At 71.6% G+C, this 18,090-nt stretch carries 19 protein-coding genes; 10 read left to right on the top strand and 9 right to left on the bottom strand.

The features are described 5' to 3' along the window. The first annotated feature begins 49 nt into the window (after nucleotides 1-49). The 3 genes from ACGFWE_RS29545 (at nucleotide 50) to ACGFWE_RS29535 (ending at nucleotide 3,292) form a co-directional block, all read left to right on the top strand. Entirely contained in the window at nucleotides 50-742 is a 693-nt protein-coding gene (locus ACGFWE_RS29545) for an LPXTG cell wall anchor domain-containing protein (RefSeq protein WP_393602870.1), read from the top strand. 142 nt (nucleotides 743-884) lie between these two features. Next, on the top strand, nucleotides 885-1,976 hold the full coding sequence (locus tag ACGFWE_RS29540; protein WP_393602868.1) for a hypothetical protein: 1,092 nt from the start codon (nucleotides 885-887) through the stop codon (nucleotides 1,974-1,976). Nucleotides 1,977-2,041: 65 nt separating this feature from the next. Then, nucleotides 2,042-3,292 (top strand): hypothetical protein, encoded by a 1,251-nt coding sequence (locus ACGFWE_RS29535; protein WP_393603450.1) that lies wholly within the window; start codon nucleotides 2,042-2,044, stop codon nucleotides 3,290-3,292. Nucleotides 3,293-3,391: 99 nt separating this feature from the next. On the opposite strand, the gene ACGFWE_RS29530 is transcribed toward ACGFWE_RS29535, so the two are convergent. Beyond that, a complete protein-coding gene (locus ACGFWE_RS29530; protein ID WP_352388180.1) occupies nucleotides 3,392-4,936 on the bottom strand; it encodes an oligopeptide:H+ symporter in 1,545 nt (514 codons plus the stop codon). Nucleotides 4,937-5,233: 297 nt separating this feature from the next. On the opposite strand from ACGFWE_RS29530, the gene ACGFWE_RS29525 reads away from it, so the two are divergent. Together ACGFWE_RS29525 and ACGFWE_RS29520 are read left to right on the top strand one after the other, a co-directional pair. Next, complete coding sequence (locus ACGFWE_RS29525) at nucleotides 5,234-5,911, top strand: response regulator transcription factor (protein WP_007382513.1); 678 nt, start codon at nucleotides 5,234-5,236, stop codon at nucleotides 5,909-5,911. 45 nt (nucleotides 5,912-5,956) lie between these two features. Continuing rightward, nucleotides 5,957-7,231 (top strand): ATP-binding protein, encoded by a 1,275-nt coding sequence (locus ACGFWE_RS29520; RefSeq protein WP_352388178.1) that lies wholly within the window; start codon nucleotides 5,957-5,959, stop codon nucleotides 7,229-7,231. Between the two features lie 130 nt (nucleotides 7,232-7,361). Here ACGFWE_RS29520 and ACGFWE_RS29515 read toward each other — a convergent pair whose 3' ends face one another. Further along, nucleotides 7,362-7,877 carry a GtrA family protein gene (locus ACGFWE_RS29515; protein ID WP_352388176.1) on the bottom strand — a complete coding sequence of 172 codons (516 nt, stop codon included), beginning with the start codon at nucleotides 7,875-7,877 and terminating at the stop codon, nucleotides 7,362-7,364. A gap of 167 nt (nucleotides 7,878-8,044) precedes the next feature. Between ACGFWE_RS29515 and ACGFWE_RS29510 the strand changes: the two genes are divergently transcribed. From ACGFWE_RS29510 to ACGFWE_RS29495, 4 genes are all read left to right on the top strand, one after another. After that, entirely contained in the window at nucleotides 8,045-9,184 is a 1,140-nt protein-coding gene (locus ACGFWE_RS29510) for a 5-(carboxyamino)imidazole ribonucleotide synthase (RefSeq protein WP_393602865.1), read from the top strand. A gap of 20 nt (nucleotides 9,185-9,204) precedes the next feature. After that, on the top strand, nucleotides 9,205-9,702 hold the full coding sequence (gene purE, locus ACGFWE_RS29505; RefSeq protein ID WP_057611575.1) for a 5-(carboxyamino)imidazole ribonucleotide mutase: 498 nt from the start codon (nucleotides 9,205-9,207) through the stop codon (nucleotides 9,700-9,702). After that, nucleotides 9,699-10,886: a dipeptidase gene (locus ACGFWE_RS29500; protein ID WP_352388172.1), complete on the top strand. Its 1,188-nt coding sequence runs from the start codon at nucleotides 9,699-9,701 to the stop codon at nucleotides 10,884-10,886. The genes purE and ACGFWE_RS29500 overlap by 4 nt, the downstream gene beginning before the upstream one ends. 187 nt (nucleotides 10,887-11,073) lie before the next feature. Beyond that, the gene (locus tag ACGFWE_RS29495; protein WP_352388170.1) at nucleotides 11,074-12,186 is read left to right on the top strand and encodes a dipeptidase; all 1,113 of its coding nucleotides are present in this window, start codon (nucleotides 11,074-11,076) and stop codon (nucleotides 12,184-12,186) included. 6 nt (nucleotides 12,187-12,192) lie between these two features. Here the strand turns inward: ACGFWE_RS29495 and ACGFWE_RS29490 are convergent, their stop codons facing one another. After that, on the bottom strand, nucleotides 12,193-12,576 hold the full coding sequence (locus ACGFWE_RS29490) for a VOC family protein (RefSeq protein ID WP_352388168.1): 384 nt from the start codon (nucleotides 12,574-12,576) through the stop codon (nucleotides 12,193-12,195). A 29-nt stretch (nucleotides 12,577-12,605) separates the two neighbouring features. Next, a complete protein-coding gene (locus ACGFWE_RS29485; RefSeq protein WP_352388166.1) occupies nucleotides 12,606-12,965 on the bottom strand; it encodes a VOC family protein in 360 nt (119 codons plus the stop codon). A 117-nt stretch (nucleotides 12,966-13,082) separates the two neighbouring features. Here ACGFWE_RS29485 and ACGFWE_RS29480 point away from each other — a divergent pair, with 117 nt between their 5' ends. Next, nucleotides 13,083-13,592 (top strand): CGNR zinc finger domain-containing protein, encoded by a 510-nt coding sequence (locus ACGFWE_RS29480; protein ID WP_352388164.1) that lies wholly within the window; start codon nucleotides 13,083-13,085, stop codon nucleotides 13,590-13,592. Between the two features lie 56 nt (nucleotides 13,593-13,648). Here the strand turns inward: ACGFWE_RS29480 and ACGFWE_RS29475 are convergent, their stop codons facing one another. From ACGFWE_RS29475 to ACGFWE_RS29455, 5 genes are all read right to left on the bottom strand, one after another. Beyond that, nucleotides 13,649-14,353 (bottom strand): plastocyanin/azurin family copper-binding protein, encoded by a 705-nt coding sequence (locus ACGFWE_RS29475; RefSeq protein ID WP_393602862.1) that lies wholly within the window; start codon nucleotides 14,351-14,353, stop codon nucleotides 13,649-13,651. Beyond that, nucleotides 14,350-14,808 carry a hypothetical protein gene (locus ACGFWE_RS29470; RefSeq protein WP_352388160.1) on the bottom strand — a complete coding sequence of 153 codons (459 nt, stop codon included), beginning with the start codon at nucleotides 14,806-14,808 and terminating at the stop codon, nucleotides 14,350-14,352. Before ACGFWE_RS29470 ends, ACGFWE_RS29475 begins: the two co-directional genes overlap by 4 nt. A gap of 109 nt (nucleotides 14,809-14,917) precedes the next feature. Beyond that, nucleotides 14,918-15,943, bottom strand: a complete 1,026-nt coding sequence (locus ACGFWE_RS29465; RefSeq protein WP_352388158.1) for a cupredoxin family copper-binding protein — start codon at nucleotides 15,941-15,943, stop codon at nucleotides 14,918-14,920. Nucleotides 15,944-15,985: 42 nt separating this feature from the next. Continuing rightward, nucleotides 15,986-17,305 carry a copper resistance CopC/CopD family protein gene (locus tag ACGFWE_RS29460; RefSeq protein WP_393602859.1) on the bottom strand — a complete coding sequence of 440 codons (1,320 nt, stop codon included), beginning with the start codon at nucleotides 17,303-17,305 and terminating at the stop codon, nucleotides 15,986-15,988. Next, entirely contained in the window at nucleotides 17,302-17,976 is a 675-nt protein-coding gene (locus ACGFWE_RS29455) for a hypothetical protein (protein ID WP_352388154.1), read from the bottom strand. The genes ACGFWE_RS29460 and ACGFWE_RS29455 overlap by 4 nt, the downstream gene beginning before the upstream one ends. Nucleotides 17,977-18,090 lie beyond the last annotated feature (114 nt).

Genomic DNA, 18,090 nt, shown 5'->3' with positions numbered 1-18,090 from the left:
TGACGGCCGATCTGATGTGCCGTCAGGAACGAGTAAGGGGAGCGGAACCGTGTCGTACCCGAAACGAACCGCCGCGCTCGCGTCCGTCGCGGCTCTGGCCGGCTCGGCGGTGCTGATGGCCGCCCCCGCTGCCCGTGCCGCGGTCGTGAACGTCAACTACCAGTGCAAGACGCCGATCGGTGACAAGAGCGCCGTCTCGCCCATCGACATCAAGGGCGTCAAGAGCGGCGGCGGCTACAAGCTCACCATGTCCTGGCAGAAGGGCGTCTCCTCCAGCCCGGTCGACCTCGGCAAGGGCGCGATGAACCCGAGCGCGACCATCAAGCTGGGCGGCGCGGACAGCGGGACCGTGAACGTGACCGGGCCCGCCAACCAGGCCGTGGTCCCCGCCAACACCCCCATCAAGATCAACGACCTGACCGGGACGTACACCCCGAAGAAGTCCGGCAAGGTCACCTTCACACCGGGCGTGCTCACCATCAAGGCACTCGGTACGACGACCACCTGCACGCCGACCAACAGCCCCGGCGCCGCGCTGACCCTGGACGTCACCGCCGCCTCGGGCTCCTCCGGCGGCACTCAGAGCGACAGCGGCGGCGACGAGAGCGCCGCACTCCCGCAGACCGGCCCCGAGGACTCGGCGATCGCTCTCGGCACGCTCGGCGGCACGGTGCTGCTCGCCGGCGCGGCGGGCACGCTGTGGCTGACCCGGCGCCACCAGGCCGCCCGCGTACGCCGCTGAGCGGCCCGGTCCAGGCGGTCCGGCCCGCCCGGCGCCGCGGTGGCGGGCGCCGGTCGGTCTCTCGTACGGCGCCCGAGGCGTCGTACGGCCGCATCCGGGCCCGAATCCCCGGTACGGAAGCCGAGTTGACGGGAGCGACGACGTGAGCCCGAGTGGCAGGGTGCGGTGGGCGGTGCTGGCGGCGGTGCTCGCGCTGCTGCTCGCGCCGCTCGCGGGGACGGCGGCCGCGGCGGACAAGCCGAGCGTGAAGCTGTCCAAGTCCCAGGCGGGGACCGGCGGTTCGATCACCGTGAGCGGCAGCGGCTGGCGCGAGCGGGCGCTGCTGATGATCCTGGTGTGCGGACAGGCGGTGCCCTCGCGCGGAGTGCCGGGCGGCACCAACTCCTGTGCCAACGCGGACGGCCGGGCCGTCACGACGGACGCGAAGGGGCGCTTCAGCAGGAAGCTGCCCGTCGCCGAGCCGCCGGTGCCCTGTCCCTGCGTGGTGCACGTGGCCACCGTGACCGGGGCGAAGGCCGAGGCCGACGCGATCTTCCAGGTGGCCGGGCACGCCGTGGAACCGCTGCCCGCCCAGACGGACGGCGGGCGGCTGTCCGTCCTCACCGACACCGCGCTCGACGGCTCCGGGGGCCTGCTCACCTGGTTCGGGGCGCCCCCCGCCCGCACCCTCGTGTTCACCGTCGGAAACGTCGGCACCTCCGCCGTCCGGAACCCGGTCTTCCAAGTGGGCACCGCGCACGGCGTGTTCGCCCCGCAGTGGGAGGAACAGCAGTGGCGCGGCACGATCAGGCCGGGCGGGAAGGCGCGGATCGAACTGCCCGTCGAGCTCACGGGCGGCGCGCACGGCGAGTACACCGTCTCGCTGAAGTACGGCGGCAAGGTACTGGCCGAGCAGCCCTGGGGAGTGGGCCGGCCCTGGGGCGTGACCCTGTTCTGGATCCTGGTCTGCCTGGTGGTGCCCGCGGCGCTGTTCCGCATCGGCATGGCGGTGGTGGACCGGGTACGGCCCCGGCCCGCCGGAGGTGTCCGGCACCGCGGCCTGCGGCTGCCCGAACTCGCCCTGCGCCTGCCGGGGTTCAAGCCCTCCACGGCCGCGCACGCGGCCCCCTCGACGTCCACCCTGCCGTGGTTCACCCCGGACGCCGATCCGGGCACGGCCGGTGGCCGGCTCTCCGCACCGCACGACGACAGCCCGACGAGTCCCACGACTCCCACCAGAGAGGGTTCCACGTGAGCAAGCGAAGGAGAGTCCCACCGGCCGGCGGGCCGCGACGAGCGAGCGCGGCCGGTGCGGCGCTGGTGCTGGCCGGTGCGGGCGTGGTCCTGGGCCTCGCGGCCGGCCCCGCCCAGGCCGCGGAGGTGTCGTTCGCGACCCGGTGCGTGCCGCCCGCCGGCGTCGGCCTCGACCCCGTCGACGGCACCACCAAGGTCGAGATCACCGCTCCGGCCGGCGCGAAGGCCGGTGACGAGATCGACGTGGTGTGGAAGTTCACCCAGGCCGCGTCCAAGAACCCGAACATCATCGACCTGCCGGCGAACTCGGTCCAGCCGACCGGGACGTTGAAGGTGTCCGGCGCGCAGAGCGCCGACCTCGCGATGACCGGCCCGCGCGAGAACCCGGCCATCCCCAAGGGCGGCGCCATGGTGCTGTCCGACATGAAGGGCACGCTGAAGCTGACGGCGGCCGGGCAGGTCACCCTGACGCCCGGCGCCTACACGGTGAACGCGATGGGCACGAACACGGTGTGCACGCCGACGGAGACGGTTCCGGCGGCGGGGACGATCGACGTGGCCGCGGGGAACGGCACGTCGACACCGACCCCGACACCGACGCCTGATCCGACGGACACCGCCACCCCCACACCGACGCCCACCCCGACCGACACGGCCACGGCCGGCCCGAGCGCCACCTCCTCCGACGACGGCCAGACCGACTTCACCGGCAAGGCGGTCGACATCCCCTACACCTGCCAGTCGCCCCTCGGCGAGAAGAAGGCCACCTCCACGATCCAGGTCAACGCCAAGAAGAACGGCGGCAGTTACGGCCTGACCGTGCAGTTCAAGAACTCCCCGATGGACAGCCCCGCCGACATCCCGGCGAACTCGGTCAAGCCCTCCATGGACGTGGTGCTGGGCGGCGACGACACGGGCTCGGTCCATGTCGAGGGCCCCACCAACTCCGCGGCCATCAAGTCGGGCGACCCGATAGAGATCCCGGACATGACGGGCACGTACAAGCCGGGTGCGACCGGGGAGTCGACACTGTCGCCGGGTGTGCTGACGATCGAGGCCCTGGGTACGACCACGACCTGCAAGCCGGACAAGACGCAGGTCTCCCTGACCCTGACCACGAAGGAGCAGGAGGGCGGGGCGTCGGGTGGTTCGTCGTCCTCCGGCGGCTCCTCGTCCGGTACGTCGACGAGCGGCGGCCTGGCTGCCACGGGCGCGGACGACCACGCGGCCCTGAAGGCGCTGGGCCTGGTGGCGGGCACGGCGGTGCTGCTGGGCGGCGCGATCTTCACCTTCATGCCGGGAAGGCGGACCAGGTAACGCGCTCAGGGGCGCGGGGAACCGCGCACGGCACGTGAAGCGACGGGGCCGTCGGAACCCACCCGGATTCCAACGGCCCCGTCGTTTCTGGTGCCGGCCCTAACGAACGTCCCCCATGAGGGACTTCACCTTGCGCCGGTACATCCACACGGCGAACCCGGCGAGAGCCGCCAGCGCCGCCTCACCGAACACCGCGGGGGTCCCGCTGAGGTCGGCCCCGGCGATCGCCGGGTTGGACAGCAGGCCGGTGATCGAGTCGCCGGCGGTGACCGCGAGGAACCAGACGCCCATCATCTGCGAGGCGTACTTCGCGGGAGCCATCTTCGTCGTCACCGACAGGCCGACCGGGGAGAGGCACAGCTCACCCACGGTCTGGATGAAGTAGATGCCCACCAGCCACATCGGGCTGACCGCGGTGCCGTTCGCCGCCATCGCGATCGGGATCAGGAAGAAGAAGAACGAGACGCCGACCAGGAACAGACCCATCGCGAACTTCACGATGGTGCCGGGCTCCTTGCCCTTGCGGTTCAGCCACACCCACAGCCAGGCGAAGACCGGGGCCAGCGCCATGATGAACAGCGGGTTCAACGACTGGTACCAGGAGGTCGGGAAGGCGAAGCCGAGCAGGGAGCCGGCCGTCTTCTGGTCGTTCGAGCCGAACGCCTGGACCGTGGACGCGCCCTGGTCGTAGATCATCCAGAACAGGGCGGCCGCGACGAAGAACCAGATGTAGCCGGACATCTTCGACTGCTCGCCGGCCGTCAGCTCCTTGTCCCGCTTGATGCGCAGCAGCACACCCGCCGGGACGACCAGGCCGATGACGGTGAGCGGGATCATCGCCCAGTTCAGTGTGAAGTGGCCGGTGATGCCGACGACGCCGTAGAAGACGGTCGCGGCGATCAGCCAGAACAGGCCCTTGCGCAGCCAGGCCGCGCGCTCCTCGGCCGCCAGCGGCTTGGGGACGACGTTGCTGACCGGGCTCAGGTTGCGGGTGCCGAGCAGGAACGCGGCCAGACCGATCGCCATGCCGACCGCGGCCATGCCGAAGCCGAGGTGCCAGCTGACCTCCTGGCCGACGGTGCCGACGGCCAGCGGGGCGAAGAAGGCGCCCGCGTTGATGCCCATGTAGAAGATCGTGAAGCCGCCGTCGCGGCGCGGGTCGTCCGGGCCGTCGTACAGGTGGCCCACCATCGTGGAGATGTTGGCCTTGAGCAGCCCGGAACCGGCCGCGACGAGCGCGAGGCCGGCGAAGAACGGCGCCTGGCCACCGGGCAGCGCCAGCGTGAGATGGCCGGCCATGATCGTGACGGCGGCGATGGCGACCGTCTTGCGGGGGCCCCAGACGCGGTCGCCGAGCCAGCCGCCGGGCATGGCGAGCAGATAGACCATCGCCGAGTAGACGGAGACGATCACGGTGGTGGTCGCGAGGTCCATCGCGAGGCCGCCGCCCATGCTGCCCTTGCCGGCGTCGGGGCCGCCGGAGAGCAGGTAGACGGTGAGCAGGGCTTTCATCCCGTAGTAGGAGAACCTCTCCCACATCTCGGTCATGAAGAGGGTGGCCAGTCCGCGGGGGTGGCCGAAGAAGGCTTTGTCGGAACCGGGGGTGCCCTCAGTCACCGAGTCCTTCGTCAGGCTGGACGCCATGGTCGTTCCTTGCTGGTGGGGATCACCGCACACAAAAGAGACCTTCAGCGACGGATGCGCGCCAAAGGTCCCCACGATGCGACAGGCAGTTGATTCACCATACGACAGGATACTGACGGAAATGGAAGGACTTGAGAGGTGAATCACAGGTGACCGAGGAACCGTACACCTGATTTCTAAGGTCCTTACTGAATTGGCACCCCATAGTCACAGGTTCACCCCCCAGCCATGAAAGGTAAGAACCACTGGGTCGTGATCACACCCCAGCATGTGTCAGGAGCGGTCTACCATCAGCTCATGACCCGTGTACTGCTCGCCGAGGACGATGCGTCCATTTCGGAGCCGCTGGCCCGCGCCCTGCGCCGGGAAGGGTACGAGGTCGAGGTGCGTGAGGACGGCCCCACCGCACTCGACGCCGGAATGCAGGGCGGCATCGACCTGGTCGTCCTCGACCTGGGTCTGCCCGGCATGGACGGCCTCGAGGTGGCCCGCCGACTGCGCGCCGAGGGCCACGCCGTACCGATCCTCATCCTGACCGCACGTGCCGACGAGGTGGACACCGTCGTCGGTCTCGACGCGGGCGCCGACGACTACGTGACCAAGCCCTTCCGCCTCGCCGAGCTGCTCGCCCGGGTCCGGGCCCTGCTGCGGCGCGGGGCGGCCGAGCCGGCCCAGCCGCCGGCCACCCACGGGGTGCGGATCGACGTCGAGTCGCACCGGGCGTGGATGGGCGACGAGGAACTCCAGCTCACCGCGAAGGAGTTCGACCTGCTCCGGGTCCTGGTGCGGGACGCGGGCCGCGTGGTGACCCGGGACCAGCTGATGCGCGAGGTCTGGGACACCACGTGGTGGTCCTCGACCAAGACGCTCGACATGCACATCTCCTGGCTCCGCAAGAAGCTCGGCGACGACGCGGCCAACCCGCGGTACATCGCGACGGTACGAGGAGTGGGCTTCCGCTTCGAGAAGAGCTGAACCCCCGGGTATCCGTCGGGGTATCCGGCCGGCAGGTAAGAGGACATGCGCCGTCGACTGATCCAGTCCACGCTCGCCGTGGTGCTCGTGGTGATCGCCGTCTTCGGCGTCTCCCTCGTCATCGTCGAGACCCGCACCATCAGCAACAGCGCCCAGGAGCGGGTGGATTCCGAGGCGATCCGGCTGGCCGGGATCGTGGACAGCCGGCTCTTCGCCGCGGAGGACGTGACCGCGGAGATCCTGCGCGACCAGGTCGCGCAGGAACGGTACGCCGTGATCCGGATTCCCGGGCAGGACCCGATCGAGGTCGGTGCCCGGCCCACCGGTGAGGTCATCCGCTCCACCGAGAAGGGCGAGGAGGGCGAGACGGTCACCGTGCAGGAGCCGCGCTCCTCGGTGACCCGGGAGGTCGGCCGTACGCTCCTGATCATCGGTCTGGTGGCACTGCTCGCGGTGATCGCCGCGGTGCTGCTCGCGATCCGCCAGGCCAACAAGCTGGCCTCACCGCTGACCGACCTCGCCGAGACCGCGGAACGCCTCGGCTCCGGCGACCCACGGCCCCGGCACAAGCGCTACGGCGTCCCGGAGCTGGACCGGGTCGCCGATGTGCTGGACTCCTCGGCCGAGCGCATCGCGCGCATGCTGACGGCGGAGCGGCGCCTGGCCGCCGACGCCTCCCACCAGCTCCGCACGCCCCTGACGGCCCTGTCCATGCGTCTGGAGGAGATCACCCTCACCGACGACCCGGACACGGTGAAGGAGGAGGCGAACGTCGCGCTGACCCAGGTGGAGCGCCTGACGGACGTGGTCGAACGGCTGCTGACCAACTCCCGCGACCCCCGGGCCGGCAACGCGGTCACCTTCGACCTCGACGAGGTCATCCAGCAGCAGCTCGCGGAGTGGCGGCCCGCCTACCGCAGTGCGGGCCGGGCGATCGTCAGCTCGGGCAAACGGCACCTCACGGCTGTCGGTACGCCGGGTGCGGTGGCCCAGGTCCTGGCCGCGCTGATCGAGAACTCCCTCATGCACGGCGGCGGCACGGTGGCGCTGCGCACCCGCGTCACCGGCAACCAGGCCGTCATCGAGGTCACCGACGAGGGCCCCGGCGTCCCCGCCGACCTCGGCGCCCGCATCTTCGAGCGCACGATCAGCGGCCGCAACTCCACGGGCATCGGCCTCGCGGTCGCCCGAGACCTGGCGGAGGCCGACGGCGGCCGCCTGGAAATGCTCCAGGCCCAGCCCCCGGTCTTCGGCCTGTTCCTCTCCCGCACCCCGCTGAAGTCGTCACTGCCGGACGAGGACGAGCCGACGGTGCGGTGAGCCTCCGGCGGGTGAGCGGGGTCGGGTGCGGGTTCGGTGGGGGCGGGTGTTTTTGCGCAGTTCCCCGCGCCCCTGGGTGCCTGCGGCGGCCCGTTGCGGTCCGGTGGGGGTTTGTGTAGCGCGTGCGGTGTCAGAGTGCTCGCTGCCGGGGGCGGCCCTTGCGGGTGGCTGCCTGTTCCACTTCCTCCAGGAAGTGCTCCGCGCTCGCCACCGCCTCGCGGGCCGGGAGGGTCTTGAAGACCCAGCTGCGGTAGGACCAGAAGCGGAAGAGGGTGGCTATGCCGATGCCGACGAACTTGAAGATGTTGCTCTGCAGGGGGCTGTCCCAGCCGAAGCCGTAGGTCGCGGCGTACAGGATGCCGTTCTCGATGACCAGGCCGACCACGCTGAACAGCAGGAACAGGGTCAGTTCCTTCGTACGGCCGCTCTTGTCGCGGTCGCGGTAGGTGAAGTAACGGAACCCTATGTAGTTGAAGACGATCGACACCACCGTGGCGACAACACTCGCCCGGACCACCGGCAGGTCGGTGAGATGCCGGACGACGTTGAAGACGACGAGGTTGACGAGGAGCCCCGCTCCGCCGACCGCACCGAATTTGGCGACCTCGCGAAGGACCCTTCGCAGCCCTGAGGAACCATGTCCCATGGTCGTACAGGCCCCCAGTCGATTGGATTCGTCAACTCAGCCCATGCTAACCACCCGTCTTGCCCGTTTGCCTGTGGATGAACTCACACACAGGGAAACAAGCTGGTAAGAGGACCGGTAAGAGGCGCGGGATCCGGCCGCCGTGGCGCGACCGATACCCTGGGGTCGTGACGTTCCCGGTAGTCGGCATGGTCGGCGGGGGCCAGCTCGCGCGTATGACACACGAGGCAGGCATCCCGCTCGGCATCAGGTTCAAGCTCCTCAGTGACACCCCTCAGGATTCCGCGGCGCAGGTGGTGAGCGACGTCGTCATCGGCGACTATCGCGACCTCGACACGCTGCGCGAGTTCGCGCGCGGGTGCGATGTGATCACCTTCGATCACGAACACGTGCCCACCGAGCACCTCAGGGCCCTGGAGGCGGACGGCATCCCCGTGCGCCCCGGCCCCGACGCGCTCGTGCACGCCCAGGACAAGGGCGTGATGCGCGCGAGACTCGACGCGATCGGCGTGCCGTGCCCACGGCACCGGATCGTCAGCGATCCCGAGGACGTGGCGGCCTTCGCGGCGGAGGGCGACGGCTTCCCCGTCGTCCTCAAGACCGTCCGCGGCGGCTACGACGGCAAGGGCGTGTGGGTGGTCGACTCCGCCGAGGAGGCCGAAGACCCCTTCCGGGCCGGCGTCCCCGTCCTCGCGGAGGAGAAGGTCGGCTACGTCCGCGAGCTGGCCGCCAACGTCGTACGGTCGCCGCACGGCCAGGCCGTCGCCTACCCGGTCGTCGAGTCCCAGCAGGTGAACGGCGTCTGCGACACCGTGATCGCCCCCGCGCCCGGCCTCGACGAGACCCTCGCCCTCAAGGCCGAGGAGCTGGCCCTCAACATCGCCAAGGAACTGGACGTCGTCGGCCACCTCGCCGTCGAGCTGTTCCAGACCCGCGACGGCCGCATCCTCGTCAACGAACTCGCGATGCGCCCGCACAACTCCGGCCACTGGTCGATGGACGGCGCGATCACCTCCCAGTTCGCCAACCACGTCCGGGCCGTCCTCGACCTGCCGCTCGGCGACCCGCGCCCCCGCGCGAAGTGGACCGTGATGGTCAACGTCCTCGGCGGCGACTTCCCCGACATGTACTCCGCGTACCTGCACTGCATGGCCCGCGACCCCAAGCTGAAGATCCATATGTACGGCAAGGACGTGAAGCCCGGCCGCAAGGTGGGCCACGTCAACACCTACGGCGACGACCTGGACGACGTTCTCGAACGCGCACGTCACGCTGCCGGCTACCTGAGAGGCACGATCACCGAATGAGCCCCGTTGTTGGCATCGTCATGGGTTCGGACTCCGACTGGCCCGTCATGGAGGCCGCCGCCCAGGCCCTCGACGAGTTCGAGATCGCGTACGAGGTGGACGTCGTCTCCGCGCACCGCATGCCGCGCGAGATGATCGCGTACGGCGAGCAGGCGGCCGAGCGGGGCCTCAAGGTGATCATCGCCGGCGCGGGTGGGGCCGCCCACCTTCCCGGCATGCTCGCCTCCGTCACCCCCCTCCCGGTCATCGGGGTCCCGGTCCCGCTGAAGTACCTCGACGGCATGGACTCGCTGCTTTCCATCGTGCAGATGCCGGCCGGCGTCCCCGTCGCGACCGTCTCCGTCGGCGGCGCCCGCAACGCCGGGCTGCTCGCGGCCCGCATCCTCGCCGCGCACGACGAGGAACTCCTCGGCCGGATGCGGGAGTTCCAGCAGGAGCTCAACGACCAGGCCACCGAGAAGGGCAAGCGCCTGCGGTCCAAGGTCGAGGGCTCCAACGGCTTCGGCTTCGGCAAGTGACGGCCACCGGTTCGGCGGCGACGGCCCGGGAGCTCCTCGCCGAGTTCCCGGTCGTCGACGGCCACAACGACCTCCCGTGGGCGCTGCGCGAACAGGTCCGCTACGACCTCGACGCGCGGGACATCGCCGCCGACCAGTCGGCCCATCTGCACACCGACCTGGCGCGGCTCAGGGCCGGCGGGGTGGGCGCGCAGTACTGGTCGGTGTACGTGCGCTCGGACCTGCCCGGCGCGGTACCGGCAACACTGGAACAGATCGACTGCGTACGGCAGTTGATCGCGCGGTACCCGTCGCAGTTGCGGGCCGCGCTCACCGCCGCGGACATGGAGGCGGCGCGCGCGGAAGGCCGTATCGCCTCGCTCATGGGCGCCGAGGGCGGCCACTCCATCGCCAACTCCCTCGCCACGCTACGCGCGTTGTACGCGCTCGGCGTGCGTTACATGACCCTCACCCACAACGACAACGTGGACTGGGCGGATTCGGCGACGGACGAACCCGGCGTCGGGGGGCTCTCGGCCTTCGGCCGTGCGGTGGTTGGGGAGATGAACCGCGAGGGCATGCTCGTGGACCTCTCGCACGTGGCGGCGACGACCATGCGGGACGCGCTGGACGCGAGCGAGGCACCGGTGATCTTCTCGCACTCCTCCGCGCGGGCCGTGTGCGACCACCCGCGCAACATCCCCGACGACGTCCTGGAACGCCTCCCGTCCAACGGCGGCATGGCGATGGTGACGTTCGTCCCGAAGTTCGTCCTCCAGGCCGCCGTGGACTGGACGGCCGCGGCCGACGAGAACATGCGCGAGCACGGCTTCCACCACCTCGCGACCACGCCCGAGGCGATGAAGGTGCACCGCTCCTTCGAGGAGCGCAACCCGCGCCCGGTCGCCACGGTCTCGACGGTCGCCGACCACCTGGACCACATGCGCGAGGTGGCCGGCGTGGACCACATCGGCATCGGCGGCGACTACGACGGCACGGCGTTCACCCCGGACGGCCTCGACGACGTATCCGGTTATCCCCACCTCATCGCCGAACTCCTGGACCGCGGCTGGTCCCGCGCCGACCTCGCCAAGCTCACCTGGCAGAACGCGGTCCGGGTGCTGGGCGCGGCGGAGGACGTGGCACGGGAGCTGCAGGCGAAGCGAGGCCCGTCCAACGCGACGCTCTCCGAGCTCGACGGCTGAGGGCCCGGGGCCCGCGTACGTCAGCGGCGCCACGACGGCCGAGGACGACGGCGGGCCCGGTGGCCGGGCGGCGTGCGGTACCCGGACCGGCGTACCCCCGAACGCCCCGCCCACCAGGAAGGCCCCCGCGCTCCGTGCGACGGTGACCGTACGGCGATCAGGAAGATCACGACGTACGGAGCCCGTCATGGCAGACCTCCAGGACGAACTGCAGCCCGCGGCCGACGTGGAAGAGCTGCCCCGGGTCTTCGGGGCCGTGCCGGAGCTGTACACCCCGGGCTCCGGCCAGGGCGGCGAGCTCCTGGAGCGGGCCCGGGCACTCCTGGCCGCACACCCCGTCGCCGACGGCTACAGCGGACTGCCCTGGGCGCTGCGCCACCTGCCCTGGTTCGACCTGGAGGTCGGCGAGAGCGCCGTGGACACGGACGTACCGAGGCTCAGGGAGGGGCATGTGGGCGCCCTGATGTGGTCGCTGCACCTGCCCGAGGGGCTCGACGGGGACCGGGCCGTCGGCGCCACCCTGGAACAGCTCGACCTGGTGAAGACCGTCGTACGCAACCATCCCGAGGGCCTGCGCCTGGCCCGCACCGCGGGACAGGCCACCGACGCCCACAACTGCGGCCGCATCGCCGTCCTGCTCGGCCCCGCCGGTGCCGCCGCACTCGGCGACTCGCTCGGGATCCTGCGCTCCCTGCACGCCCTCGGCCTGCGTGCCCTCACCCTGACCGGGGTGTCCTGGGCGAGCGAGGCGGGGCTGACCCGGTTCGGCGAGGAGGTGCTGCGCGAGATGAACCGGCTCGGAGTCCTCGCCGACCTCTCCGGTGCCTCCGACGCCACTGTCCGGCGGACCCTGACGGTGGCCAAGGCGCCCGTGCTCTTCACCCGCTCCGCCGCCCGCGCCCTGCGCCCCCACCCGGCCAACCTCCCCGACGACCTGCTCGCCCGGCTCGGCGCCGCGAAGGGCCTGTGCATGGTGCCGCTGACCGCCGAGCAGACCGGCCCGACGGTCCGGGACGTCGCCGACCACCTCGACCATGTGCGCGCGGTCGCCGGTGCCGAGTCCGTGGGCCTGTCCGGCACCTACGACGCCGGCACCGCCCACCCACAGGAGCTCGGCGACGCCTCCTGCTACCCCCACCTGGTCGCCGAGCTGCTGCGCCGCGGCTGGGACGAGGCCGAGCTCGCCCTGCTGACCTGGGGCAACGTCCAGCGGCTGCTGCGCGAGTCCGACTTCACCGCGCAGGCGGCCCAGATGCGGCGCGAGCCGTCCACGGCGAAGATCGCGGACCTCGACGGCTGACCGGACCTACAGCGGGTCGATCCGGCACAGGCAGAACGGATGCCCCGCCGGATCCGCGTACACCCGGAAGTCCTCCTTGTCCTCGGCGTGCAGCAGCCGTGCGCCCAGCGCCAGCACCTTGGCCTCGGCCGCGTCGATCTCCTCCCACGTGGTCCCGCCGTCGAAGTCCAGGTGGAACTGCTGGGAGTTGCGGTCCGCCCGCGGCCACTCGGGCGGGGTGAGTCCCGGGGCGCTCTGGAAGGCCAGCCGGGGGCCGCCGGGGACGCGCAGGACCACCCAGTCGGGGTCGTCGTCCTCCGGGGTGCCGCCCACGATCCCGGCGTAGAAACGGGCGAGCGCGCGGGGGTCGGGGCAGTCGATCACGACGGAACGGAAACGTGCGACGGTCACGAGAGATCCTCCTGGTCAGGACAGTTTGTTCAGCAGGCGCAGAGGCAGAACGGGTGCCCAGCCGGGTCCGCGTACACACGGAACGTGCGGGAGCGGTCCTCGGTGTCCAGCGGCTTCGCCCCGAGCGCCAGCACCTCCTTCTCGGCCGCGTCCAGGTCCTGGACGGTCAGGTCCAGGTGGAACTGCTGCGAGGCGTCGGGGGCCGGCCACTTCGGCGGTACGAAACCGGGGGCGGCCTGGAAGGCCAGCGACGGTCCGCCGGGGGTCCTGAGGTCCACCCACTCGCCCTCGCCCTCGACGGTGCCGCCGAGGACAGCGGCGTAGAAACCGGCGAGCGCGCGGGGGTCAGGACAGTCCAGTACGACGGCTCCGAGTCCGGCGACGGCCATGGCTTCCTCCTTGAAGCGCGGTTACCTGTAGAAGCGGGTAACCAGTAACGGTTACCGCATGCTCCCGCATCGGGGGTAACGTCGCAAGGGAATTGCCTAGCTAGGTAGCGTGCAGCCATGAGTGAGCGATCCCCCGCGCCCGGGGGACTGGCCCTGGTCGAGTCCCTGGTGAACACCGTGGACCTGGAGTCGGGTGCCGATTCGCTGGACACCCCGGAGGGGCGGGAGCGGTTCGGGATCGCCGAGGGCGAGGTGGCGCAGGCGCGTGAACTCCGGGAGTCGCTGCGGGTCGCGCTGCTGGCCCATGCCGGGCATCCGCCGCATCGCGCGGTGACGCCGCTCGGGGAGTTGCTGGCGGCGGCGCCCCTGGTCCTGACGGTGGCCGCCTCGGACGGCTCGGCCGCCCTCGCCCCCGCCGACGCCCGGCCCCTGCTCTCCCGCGTCGCCGCCGCCGTCGCCGAGTCGCTGGTCGCGGGCACCTGGATCCGCCTGAAGGCCTGTGAGGCCGTGGACTGTCACTGGGCGTACTACGACCGGAGCCCGGCGGGGCGGGGCCGGTGGTGCTCCATGCAGGTGTGCGGGGCGCGCGCGAAGATGCGGCGGTACCGGGGGAAGAGCACGCCCTAGGGGCACCTGGGTGGGGGTGGTCGGGAGGGTGCGGCCAGGACGGCCGCCGCACCCGCCTACGCGCCCTCCTCACCTCCGCGCGGGGCGCTCGCCGCGGCCCGCGACCCCACCAGGAGCAGGCACAGCACCGAGACCCCTGCCACCAGACCGGCCAGCACCAGCAGCGGGTCCAGCGGCCGGACCGTGGACGCGGCCGTCTGGGTCACAGCCGGCTGCGCCGCCTGCGAGGACTGCGGCGACGGTGCCATCTGCGGTACGGCGCCCTGGGACGCCGTGGGGGAGGGCGACGAGCCGGCACGGGGCGCCGCGGCGCTGCGGCTCGTCGTCATGCCCGGCATCGTGGAGTGCTGTTCCTGACTCGTGGCCGGCTGTGTGTGCTCGTGTTGCGTCGGGGCCGCCGGGGTGGGTTTCGGAGCCGGGGCCGCCGCCCGGACCGTGATGCCCGCCGTCATGTCCGGGTGGACCGTGCAGACGTAGCCGTAGGAGCCGGCCGTGGTGAAGGTGAAGCTCCAGCTCTGGCCCTTGTTCAGCATGGGGGAGTGGATCGAGAGCGGGCCGGAGGTGGTCTTCACGTCGTGCGGGGCCGTGTCGTAGTTGGTCCAGGTGACCGTGGACCCCGCGGGCACGCTCAAGGACGCCGGCGAGAAGGCGTACCCCTTCATGGCCACGGAGTAGCCCGCCGCCGACGCCTCGTGGCCGTACGGCAGCATCCCCAGGGCGAGCAGGGCGAGCACCGCCGCGGCTCGCAGCACCCCCCTCACGCGAACTCCACCGCGACGAGCAGCCTGAGGCGCGTGGCCGGCAGCCGCCACGGCAGCCGGAATCCGGTGGCCCGGCGCAGCAGCCGGTACGGCAGCTTGGCCGTGCCCACGACGAGCAGCCGGTCCTCGGCCCGCTCGACCACCCGCAGCCGCAGCAGGACGGGGAAGGCGACGTCGTTCAGGTGGAGGTCGCCGGTGAGCTGGAGCCGGTCGCCGGGGACCGCGTCGACCTGCTCGGAGGTGAGGACGGCCCGCAGTTCACGGTCGTCGAACTCGAAGCGGAACGACGGCTGTGCGGCGTCCAGGGGCATCTCCATGGACGCCCCGGCGAGCGGTACCCGCCGGCGCCGTACCGGCAAAGGCCCGTACCAGGCGGTGAGTTCGGCGAGCGAGCGGCCCGGGGCCACGGTGAGGTGCCGGGGCGGAGGAACGGTGGGCAGGGTGACGGTTGTCATCCCGAACTCCTTGGAAAGCGGTTCCCGAAATGTGGTGAGGGTGTGGAGAATGGTCATGGACGCCGTTCCGGCCGGCTGAGCCCCGGCCGGAACGGCGTCCACCCATGTGTCAGCAGTTGGCGGTGAGGAAGTCCGTGGTGGGCGTGAGCATGTGCCCGGCCCAGACGGTGTGCATCTTCACGTAGCTGTCGACGTCGAGCAGGTCGGTGACCTGCTGTCCGAGCGATTCCTCCAGGTGTGCCGAGTAGATGTGCTGGAGCAGCACGGTGAGGGTGTCGTCGGCCACCGAGCCACCGTCACTGACGGCCGGCTTGAGGATGGACTCGATCCACACGGTGTGCATCTTGAGGTACGAGTCGAGCGCAAGCGCGTCCTGCACCTGCTGGCCCGGGGACTCCGACAGGTGCGCCGCGTAGAGGTGCTGCAGGATCGGCAGCAGCTCGTTGTCGATGCTGGCGCACTGCTCGGAGCCGGAGCCACCGCCGGAGGTCGGTGTGGCCGTCGGGGTGGCGGTGGGCGTGCCGGTGGGCTTCACCGTCGGGGTGGGGGTGGCCGTCGGAGTGGCCGTGGGGGTGCCGGTCGGCTTCACGGTCGGGGTGGGCGTGGGCGTCGTACCGCCACCGCCACCGCCGCCGGACGCGGCGACCACCTTCACGGACGACACCATGTCCGGGTGCACCGCGCAGTAGTACTCGTACGTCCCCACCTTGGTGAAGGTGTACGACCACGACTGACCCTGCTTGAGAGTCCCCGAGTCGAAGGCCACCGGGGCCTTGGTCGTGGTCACCGTGTGCGGGGCGCTGTCGTGGTTGGTCCACTGGACGGTCTGGCCGGCCTCGACGACGAGCTGCTTACCGTCGCCGAACTTGTAGCTCATGATGTCGACCTGGTAGTCCGGCTTGGCGGCCGCGGCAGGCTGGACCTCGGCAGCGGCGGCAGCGGGCGCCTGAGCCGCGCCCGCGGTCTGCTGCGAGGAACTCGTGGCACTCGAGGCCACGTTCAGCAGTCCGAGACTGAGCACGGCCGCGAGTGCCGCGCCGAGCCCCACGAACAGCAGGGACCGGCCCCCGGACCTACCGGCCTCGGCCGTCGGCGGCTGGAGCCGCCGCTCGCCGGTCTCATCGCTTCTTTTCACTTCAACTCCTATTGTTTCCCAGGGAGTTGTTTCCCATGGAGTTCAGCGGCCAGGATCGGCCGTGACCAGCAGACTCGTCACGGCGAGGACGACGAGGACCAGCCCCGTCTCGACCGCGACCGAGTAACCGAAGGGCCGCACGGTGGCGGCGTCGCCGCGCAGCAGCACGGCGAGATCGAGACGGGTGCGCACCCACTGGCGGCTCGCGTACGCGGCCACCAGGACGCCCCCGAGGACGGCCGTCTTGACGAGCAGCAGATGCCCGTACGAGGTGTGCAGCAGGGCGCCGTACGACCCCACCACCTGCCAGGCGAGCACCAGCCCGGCGCCGACGATGCCCGTGACGCTCACGGCCGCGAGCTTCGAGTAGCCCGGCACGACCCGCGCCAGCTCTCCGGCCCGGCGGCGCGGCAGTACGGCCAGCGCGAGCATGGCGAGCCCGCCGATCCACAGCGCGGCCCCCAGCAGGTGCACGAAGTCGGCGACGGCGCCCCAAGTGGGCTCGCTGCCCTCGGAGTTGTGGCCCGTCATCCCGGTCGTGCGCAGCAGCCCGAAGGTCACGGCGAGGGCGCCCACCCGCCAGCCCGGCGAGCGGGAGGTGGCCGGGCCGCCCTGGAGCAGGGCGCTGAGCACCACGGCCCCGAGCACCCACATCAGCCCGCGCGCGGCGAGCACGATGCCGGGTTCGGTGGCCAGGACGTCCGCGTAGGTCGCCGGGCGCAGGGCGTCCCGCAGGCCGCCGAGGGAGGTGTAGGCGCCCTGGAGTCCGACGGCCGCCACGGTCGCCAGCAGCCCGACCGGCCAGGCGAGCCCCAGCAGCACCCGGGCCCGCGGTTCGTGGGTGCCGCCCGGCCACAGGAGCGCGACGAACGCCAGTCCGCCGACGAACAGGGCCAGCGCGAGATATCCGGCCCAGCGGGCGGCGACGAGACCCTTGCGGACCGAGGGGGACGGTCCGGGAGCGGCGGCAGGGGTCTCGTCGCCGCTGGCCTTTGTGGCGGCCGCGCCGGCGGTGAAGGCGATCCGGCCGGAGGAGGCGTGCCCGTCCTTCTCGTCCACGACGGACCAGACGACGGCGAACTTCCCGTCCGCCGGGCTGTTGAGGGCGACCCGCACGACACTCTTCTTCGCCGTGTGCGACACCGGCAGCCGGTCGCCGTCCACCGTCAGCACCCGTACGTCGGCCAGGTCGACGGCCTCGTCGAAGGTGAGGACGAGGCTGCCGGGCGCCTTCTTCAGGTCGGCCCCGTCCTTGGGGGAGGAGCTCACCAACCCGGTGTGGGCGACGGCGGGCTGGACCGCGCCGAACAGGGCGCAGAGCAGGGCGGCGAGGAGCAACAGGGTCCGGCGCAGGGTCCTCACGGGGTCGCCTCCGGCTGCGGGGAGGCGGAGGCCGGGGCGAGGATGCCGCCCAGGAGGCTCGAGGCGGGGGCGAGCCCGACGCAGGGAGAGGAGGTCGGCGACGGGGAGGGGGTCGCCGCCGGGCCGTCCAGGAGGCCGAACACGGAGTCGGTGACCCCGACGAGCAGCGGCTGTACGAGGGTGACCTCGCCGTCCGCGCAGGTGCCCGAGGGGGAGGGCGCGGGGGTGGTGGGCGCGGGCGTGGTGGGTGTGGGGGACCCGGTGCCCGGGACCGGCGTGGTCCCGTGGCCGGCGTGCCCGCCGCCCTGGCCGCCACCGGAGCCGACGGGGACGGTACCGGTCACCACGCCCCCGCCGCCGGTGCCGTACCCGCCGCCGTATCCGAGGCCTCCGCCGACTCCGCCGATTCCACCGGCTCCACCGACTCCGCCGTACGACGGCAACTCCCCGGATCCCCCCGGGGCTTGACCGGCCCCCGGGGAGGTCGTCGTCGGTGCCATGGCGGCCGGCGGGGTGACCGCCGGAGCGGCCTCGGCCGCGCCGGAGGCGGGGGCGCCGATGCCCGACGCGTAGCCCAGCACGATCACCACGGTGCCGACGAGCGCCCCGGCGACCAGTTCGTCGCGGTGGTCGCGGGCGGAGGCTCGGGTCGCCCTGCGGAACAAGGGCATGACTCACTCCTGACATGCTCATCTCAATCCGACCGGAGAACGCGGCCGATGACGAACAGTGGAGTGGAGGGTGGATTCCGCATCACTACGCACCGGTTAACCGATGGTTGCCTA

The sequence above is a fragment of the Streptomyces sp. NPDC048523 genome, assembly GCF_043199815.1.
Taxonomy (GTDB): Bacteria; Actinomycetota; Actinomycetes; order Streptomycetales; family Streptomycetaceae; genus Streptomyces.
This window is presented reverse-complemented; position numbering and strand designations above follow the sequence as displayed.